This is a genomic window from Taklimakanibacter deserti, assembly GCA_003574785.1.
The window spans coordinates 296,766-305,000 of record QORU01000011.1; the positions used below are offsets into that span (position 1 = coordinate 296,766).

The 8,235-nt window shown below is 62.2% G+C and carries 1 protein-coding gene and 2 rRNA genes (1 of these 3 cut by a window edge); 1 reads left to right on the forward strand and 2 read right to left on the reverse strand.

From position 1 onward, the window contains the following. Position 1 precedes the first annotated feature (1 nt). The gene (locus tag DS839_RS23750; protein WP_162918757.1) at positions 2 to 6,883 is read left to right on the forward strand and encodes a hypothetical protein; all 6,882 of its coding nucleotides are present in this window, start codon (positions 2 to 4) and stop codon (positions 6,881 to 6,883) included. Positions 6,884 to 6,993: 110 nt separating this feature from the next. Here DS839_RS23750 and rrf read toward each other — a convergent pair. Further along, positions 6,994 to 7,108, reverse strand: a 5S ribosomal RNA gene (gene rrf, locus DS839_RS23755). Between the two features lie 85 nt (positions 7,109 to 7,193). Further along, positions 7,194 to 8,235 (reverse strand): 23S ribosomal RNA (locus DS839_RS23760); it runs 1,702 nt beyond the window's last position.

The window sequence follows — 8,235 nt, forward strand, 5'->3', positions numbered from 1 at the left end:
TGTGGATGGCGAGCTCACCTACGACGTTGAGGCCGATACGGCGCCCGTCACCCGGATCACGCCATCCATGGAGGCCGAGATCAATGCCAATGTCTTTGGTGTCTGGCGCGGCAGAGACGGCGCCCAGTGGATGATACGCGGCGGCCCGGAGGTCGAAGCTGCGGCTCACGAGAAGACTGATCCTGCGGCTTCGGCGCTCGAGGAGATTGACCGTGCCAGGCAGCAACTCGCAGCTGTTGAAAAGGAAAAGGTCTACATCTGGGTCGATCCCAAGGGTGGAGAAGTCATCCAGAAGAAGTTCAAGCGGCTGGGTCCGCCGTTTCGCTACGACCGCACCCGTTCGGAGAATATGCACAAGAGTGAGATCGCCGCACTGAGGGAACGTATCGCTGCAGCCGAAAGGGCTCTGCAGCTTCCCCCGGCCAAACAACATGATCCGCTGCAGCTGAAGAACAAGCCGGGCGGAACGAGCCGCGCCGTCGAGATCGAGGTCTGGGAAGCGAGCGGCCGGCGCTATCTCTATGACGAGGCAGCATTCGACGGCAAGCGCCTGACCGCAAGCCGCACTTTGCGCGATGTGCGCGACATCTTTGACCTGCCGGACTGGGTGATCAAGGGTCTTGTCGACTCCTGGTCGCCGCCTGAATGGATCGAATTCGAGGCCAAGTTCAATCCGCGCGACAAGTCCGTCAGCCTTGAAGGACTGTGGTGGCGGCTCAATGTCACTTACGACCCGCAATACCAGGACATCAAGGGCATCCACACACCCTACAGCAAACCCCTCGTTCTCCAGCGCGAGCATGAGAACATCATGCTGCGGATTGTCGATCTCGAGGGCAAGCCGCGCGAGGTCATCCGCCATGATGAGCCTTTCCGCCTGCAGGCCCGCTTCACCGAAGCGCCCAACGGCGATCAACAGGCGCTGATCAAAGGCGAGCGCGGAGATGCGAGCGTCGATCTGGCTCCGGCTGGGGACGGGTCGGATGCGCGCCTCCATGAGAGCGGCATCCTTTATGCGCGTTCGGTGCAGTTTGCCCAGCGCAAGGACGTTGACGGCCTGTTCTTCAAAGAGCGCTTTGTCGACGAGAACGAGTTCGACGCCAAGACGGCCGAATGGCGCAAGCTCACCCAACGCTCGCAGGAGATCGCCGCCGATCTGTTCAAGGGCAACTGGCGGGTATCGCATGCGCTCGACGGCGCGGTCACAGGCCTGGCCGGCATAGCGAATGTGGATGCATCCGGAGCTTCGGCCCGGATGGCGCTTGCCGATGGAACACAGCTCTATCAGTCGATCGATATGCGGGCATCACGCGGTCAAGGCGAGGAGCCGCATTTCCTGGAAATCAACTTCGAGCGGGTGGACGCCTTCGGACAAGCGCCGGCGGTGGCGGCGCCCGCCCCTCTGCCCAAGGGCCGGATCATTCATTTTCCCACCCTGACGCGCGGACTTCAGGCCGAGCTCAAGCAGGCGCACGCCTCCGCGGGCCTCGATCTCAAGCCTGCCTCTGAGATCATCAACGTCCTTCTGAAGAGCCGCGGCGATGCTCACCTTGCCGGCGGCTGGCACGAGATTCTCGGCACCGGCGATCACGGTCAGAGCGGCCAGGAGACCTGGCTTCGCGACATCGAGATCACAGGTATCGTGGTCATGGAGGACCAGACCAGGCGCGACAGCCCGACCGTCGCTTATTATCCCTCGGGCCGCGCCTCCGGCGGCACCTCCACCGAACGCACCTTGTTCATTTTCGGCAAGCACCTGCCCAGCACGGCTGGCGATGCGGTGATCTTCGAGAGCCTGACCGAAGGCATGAGCTACCACGCGCCTCGTTTCCCGAATGAAATGCCGCAACAGACCGTCGACGACGCCTGGAGAAAAGCTGCCGCCGTTCCGAAGCCCGAGCCCGAAAGCGGCGGGGCCGCCGCTTCCGCTGGCGATGCCGAAATGACGGGTCTTTTCGTGACGGCTCGTTTCCAGAAAGGCGCGGAGCCGGGTGTCAAGGCCCTCACCCTCAACGATGCGCCGGGATTGTGGCTGCTCGACTTCGCCGATGCCCGCGGGCGCGCCTATTTCATCGACACGCCTCCGATCGACGGGGCGCCCACGGATTTCTTCCAATCGAGCGATACGGGTTTCCTCGAGCTCGAGCTCGAAACACCCATCCCCTATAAGGCGCCGCTGGTCTTCAGGCTGAGCCGGGATGGCGCTGACGCCGGGCAGATACCGCTGACTTTGCTCGTAGGCGAAGGCAGCGAAGGCCGCGAGGGCCGGGTCTATCGCTCGCCACCTTTGCATTTCTATCGCTCGGATCGGGAGAACTGGGCGCCGCCCGATGAGGCCGGCGCACTGAAGTTCGACGTCGCGCCGATTCCCGGCACCGACCCAAAGAAGGACAATCGCCTCATCGCCACCTGGACGCAGCCGCTTCGGCTTTCCATTCCCAAGCCGGCCGAGGTGCAGATCGTTGATGAAGACGACGAGGAAATGGCCGAACTCTGGCGGAAGGCGCTTGAGCGCGCCGCCGCCTGCTATGGCGGCAGGGTGAAGATCGATCCGCGCGCGACGTCGCAGGAAAATTCCCACTTCTTTCTCACCGAGCTCGGCTCGCGCAAGACCCAGATCACCATTGGCGATCATGCCGCCGCCCTGCTGATCCGCGACGAATTCGTGAAATTCAGCAGAGCCGTCGCCGAGACCTATGCCGAATTGGGTTACGAATCCGAGCTCGACAAGTTCATCGAAGCCGGCGTCGCCTCGGCGGGCCGCAGCGACCCGCTGTGGAAAGTCATGAGCATCGAGACCGCCGGCAAGACCTATACCGCCGAGCAGATGCTCGATCTCGATGCCCTGGCTCTGACCCTCAACGTCTCGCGCGAGCGCGCCATCGTTTTCCGGCGCAATCAGATGCTGACGATGGCGCGCAACTATGCGAGCTCGATTAATGCATCCATTGCACGCGCCAGCGCCGCGAAAGACTGCAAGGTGGACGAATTGCTGGTGATCGCCGGCCAGCCGGCGCCGATGATCGCCGCCCGCATCCTGCCGCGCCTGGTCACGCGCAGGGAGGAAGGCGGACGCATATTCTGGGAGCCCGACGTCGTCGCCCGCGCCTATGTCAGGACGCTCTACATCAAGGGTGCCGAGCTGCGGGCGCTCGAAGAGTATGCGGCCATCGACGACACCTATAAGGCTCTGGCGCTGGCAGCCGCGGGTGGGGGTGTCGCGGCCCTCGCTTCCCGGCTCGGCTATCTCGGTGCCGCCGCCTACGCCACCGTCACAGCCGATGCCATCGACATGGTTTATTTCGGCGGCAAGGGCGTGCTGGACTATCAGAAGGGCGAAGAATTCTATGAATATGCCAAAGGCGCTTCGGCAACCATGGGCGCCGACTTCTACGAAGAGGCCGCAGCCCAACGCCACAGCGCACTGGCGACGGCAGCGGGCGTTCTCCTGCCGGGCGCCGGTGTCGCCGCGGGAACGCTGGGCGACTTGCGCCATCTCGGTCGCGTCGAGCGCGGCGCCGAGATTGCCCGGCGCTTCGACACGGTCGATGCGGCAACACTGGCACGGCTCTCCGAAACCGAGCGTCTCGATCTTCTCGCTTATGTCGACGAGATCCAGGAAACCACTCGTCTCGGCAACCTCACGGGCTTCACGGGCAAGGCGGAAGCGATCGCGACATCGACCGGCCGTCGATTGGACCCGGCCGACACCAAATTCCTCGACGCTTTCAATGCCCACACGGCGGATGTTCAGGCGCAGATCGGCCGCGGCAGGGGCGTCGCCGCCAGGCTCGATGATCTCGACGATGCAGCGCTCAACGGCCTGACGCCAGCGGAGCGCGCCGATCTCGCCGCCTATGTCGAGAATATCCGGTTCCGGCAGGCGGCCCTCACGAATGATGATTTCGGCAAGAGCCTGGCCGTTCCCTCGGCGCGCGAGGCCGAGCTCGCGGGCAAGTTCGACGAGATGACGAAGGCGTCTGGCGCAGCCGGTTCGCCCACGGCCGTCGCCAAGGTCGATGTTCCGGCGGATCCATTGCCGTCACCGCCCGCGCCTACTCCAGGCATGATTGCCAAGGTCGAGAACCCGGTTGGCGAAACGCGGGCCGTTGCAAATCCACCGCCGCCGGAAATGGCCGTGCCAAAGCCAGGCTCGACCGTGATCGACGACCTGCCTTCGAAGGCGCCAGGCGATCAGGCATCGTTCGACCGGCCGCTTCCTGAAACCGCTCCCGAGCCAGGGCAGAGCCGTGCTCCCTCACCGCCGCCCCGCATCGACAACAACAGCGCGCGCGGCCCTCCCCCTGATGGTGCCGACACCGTCAAGCCAGACGACATCACCGCCATCGACCCACCCGTCATCAAGCCTCGTCCCGAAGGCGACCTCGACAAAACTCCTTTAGATCCCGCACCCGGCCGGATCGATCCGCCCGATCCCGACGCCACGAAGGATTTTCCCCCGCCACCGGCGCGCGTCGACGACAACAATGCGCGGGGTCCGCCGCCTGATGATGCCATTGCCAAGCCGGATGACATCACCGCACTCGATCCGCCTGTCATCAAGCCTCGACCTGACGATGACCTCGACAGGATACCCTTGGGTCCCTCACCCGGACCCGGGGACTTACCGGATCCGAACGTCACGAAGGATTTTCCCCCGGGTTTCGTCAATGAACCGCCGGCGCCAGGGCCGGTGCGCCCAGTCGAGCCGGTGGAGTCGACACCCCAACCGGTCGAATGGGGTCCCCCGCTCGCACAGGGCACGGTTATTCCGTTGCGTGGCAATCCGGAGGGCGTTCCACCAATTGTTGTCGAGCACCATTTGGCCGCCGGATCAAACAATTCGGTCTATGCGGTGCCACGATTTCCGGAAGAAGACACGAGCTTCGTTGCGCGCATTTCCAAGCGCGAGGCAGGCAGCCTCGCGGATCGCGTGGACCAGGAAGGCTGGCGGGCGCTCGCCGAGATATCGGACGATGCGCTCTATGTCCCGAAGCGCAAAGGCCCGTTCGAGATCGACGGCGAGGCCGTCGGACGGCCGGACTTGGATGGAAACAGGCTGGAACTTGTCGAACACGTCCCCGAGCGGGCAACAGAGCAATTTCCGGCAAACGGGATTCCAACTGCCGGCCAGGCGATCGCGCTCGACCGCGCCAAGCGTGCCCTCAACGCCAAAGGTTTCGTCTGGCTCGACAATCATCCTGGCAATTACGGGTTCAAGCCGAGAGGCGGTCCTGACGAGTGGCAGGTCGTGATTTTCGATCCCGGCGGCATCGTCAAGGTCGCCGACGAAGCGGGGAACCCCGCCGATGTCGCAAGGCGATTCCAGACACGGCTCGAGAATCCAGTGCCCGAGGTGGGCCGAAGACTGGAAAATGCCAGGGCGGCAAGAGAAGGAAAAGTTCAGAACATGTGGAACGCCGTCGCGCGCGAACAAGTGCTCGACGACTTCGGCAGGCATATCGATCTGAGCCGCCTCGACATCGACGATCCGGCGAAAATTCCATTCCGTGCCGACGGCATGGTGTTCTATCCCAATGTCCGCGCGCTTTCTCGGATCGATGACCCGGCGGCGCTGGAGGATGCTTACAAAGCGTTGCGGGCAGGAGAAGGCGGTCCACCGGCGGCGAATCTCGACCCGATGCGAAGCGCGAACACGCAACTGGACCGGTCAGCCTCCACGGAGCTGGACCGGTCAGCGTCGGATTTGCCGTCCACACTGCCGCCGTCCAGGAGTACTGAGCCGCCGCCGCCCGCCGATCTGCCGCCGTCTTCCTCCGACAAAACGCCGAGCCTGACCGAGTTTGATCCTGACGAATATGCCGAGCTTTCACCCGCCCGGCAGTCCAGTCAGGCGGACTCGGATGCGCTCATCATCATGCCACCGGCACGGATCACACGGCCTGTCGCCAACGCACTCAACCTCGAGCCCCAGTCGATCATGAAGAATTGGCGCGGCCAGGGTAACGGCGCATTCGATGTCGCGGGGCGCCCCCTTAAACCCGACGGCGATGTGATGAACCCGGTGGGCGTGCCCGTCGACCTCCTGAACCCCAACTCGGCCAGACCGAAGAGTGCGGGATTATTCGCCGACGTGCGCGTGCTGCGCGATGCCGACGGTAATCCGACCGGTTATGTCAGCAAGACCTATGGTGAGAGGCGGCGGTGGGTAAAGGATGAGCGCGCCCCTGTCGATCCCGCCACCGGCCGCTGCACCAGACCCTGCTGGAAGGACCAGCGCGTGCAGTCTCCGGCCGAGGCAAAGGCCATGGCGGAAGATACACTGCACGGTGCACGCATATTGGAGGCGTCCGGAATTCCGCAGCTCGATATCGTGGCGCATGACCTGGGTGGATTTCCGCCGCGCATCGTGCAGCGCGCACTTGGCAAGAACATGCCGGCGACATCTGACGGCCGGGTCGTCGAGGAAGTATTCGCCGACAGCAAGCTGGTGAATGGCAAGCTGGCCCCACCCTACGCCGAGGCGTTCGCGGAGCTGGTCGGCAATCTGCGGCGCAACGGCGTGTTCTGGGAGGACATGCATCTGGGCAACATGATCTTCCAGAAGGTCAAACGCGGCGATGGCAGCGAATACTGGCGGGCCGGTGTCTCGGACACGGACCGCATCGACCTGTTCGAGAATCCGCGCGCCGGTCGCGAGCCCAATGAATGGATGCGCAACTTCGAGGAGGATCCCGCCTGGAACAACCTGAAGAGCCGTGCACCGAATCAGATACTGCGCGACTCCGAAGATGCCATGATTGCCGCACTCGAACACAAAGGGCACGTAAGATGGGATCCGGCCAGACGCTGCTTCATTGCCCTGAAGGTTCCATCGGACGTTTTGAAGGCGCAACTCCCCGGCCTGCAGGCATGCCCGTGACGTAGCGGCTGCCCCAAAAAAGCACAAACCCGCCGGCGAATTCTCGCACGGCGGGCTTGCTTCAAATCATGTGAAGAAGTTGTTTGCACAGTCTGGTCTGTCTTCGGCAGGCCTGGCAGCGACCTACTCTTCCGCGTCTTAAGACGAAGTACCATTGGCGCTGAGGCGTTTAACGACCGAGTTCGGGATGGGATCGGGTTCAGACACCTCGCCATAGCCACCAGGCCGGCGAAAGACAGACAATCAACTAGTTTGTTTCTTACGCAACACATCGGCCTTGCGGGAGATGTGATGGGCATTGAAAATGAGAACGATCAAGCCGTTCGAACGATTAGTACCAGTAAGCTTCACGCCTTACAGCGCTTCCACACCTGGCCTATCAACGTGGTCGTCTTCCACGGTTCTCAAGGGAGAAATGGTTTCGAGGTGGATTTCCCGCTTAGATGCCTTCAGCGGTTATTCCGTCCGCACATAGCTACCCTGCTGTACCGCTGGCGCGATAACAGGTCCACCGGAGGTGCGTTCATCCCGGTCCTCTCGTACTAAGGACAAATCCTCTCAATTCTCCTACAATCACGGCAGATAGGGACCAAACTGTCTCACGACGTTTTGAACCCAGCTCACGTACCACTTTAATCGGCGAACAGCCGAACCCTTGGGACCTGCTCCAGCCCCAGGATGTGATGAGCCGACATCGAGGTGCCAAACGATTCCGTCGATATGGACTCTTGGGAATCATCAGCCTGTTATCCCCGGCGTACCTTTTATCCGTTGAGCGATGGCCCTCCACACGTGGGGCCACCGGATCACTATGACCGTCTTTCGACTCTGCTCGACTTGTCAGTCTCGCAGTCAGGCAAGCTTATGCCATTGCACTCGACAGCTGATTTCCGACCAGCTTGAGCTTACCATCGCGCGCCTCCGTTACTCTTTGGGAGGCGACCGCCCCAGTCAAACTACCCACCATACACTGTCCCGGACCTCGATGAGAGATCGCGGTTAGACATCCATGTCAACAAGGGTGGTATTTCACATTTCGGCTCCACGAAAGCTAGCGCCTCCGCTTCAAAGCCTACCACCTATGCTACACATGCCAGCACGAATGCCAGTGTAAAGCTATAGTAAAGGTGCACGGGGTCTTTCCGTCTGACCGCAATTACCCCGCATCTTCACGGGGAATTCAATTTCACTGAGCCGATGCTGGAGACAGTGGGGAGGTCGTTACGCCATTCGTGCAGGTCGGAACTTACCCGACAAGGAATTTCGCTACCTTAGGACCGTTATAGTTACGGCCGCCGTTTACCGGGGCTTCGATTTGGAGCTTGCACCCCTCCTCTTAACCTTCCGGCACC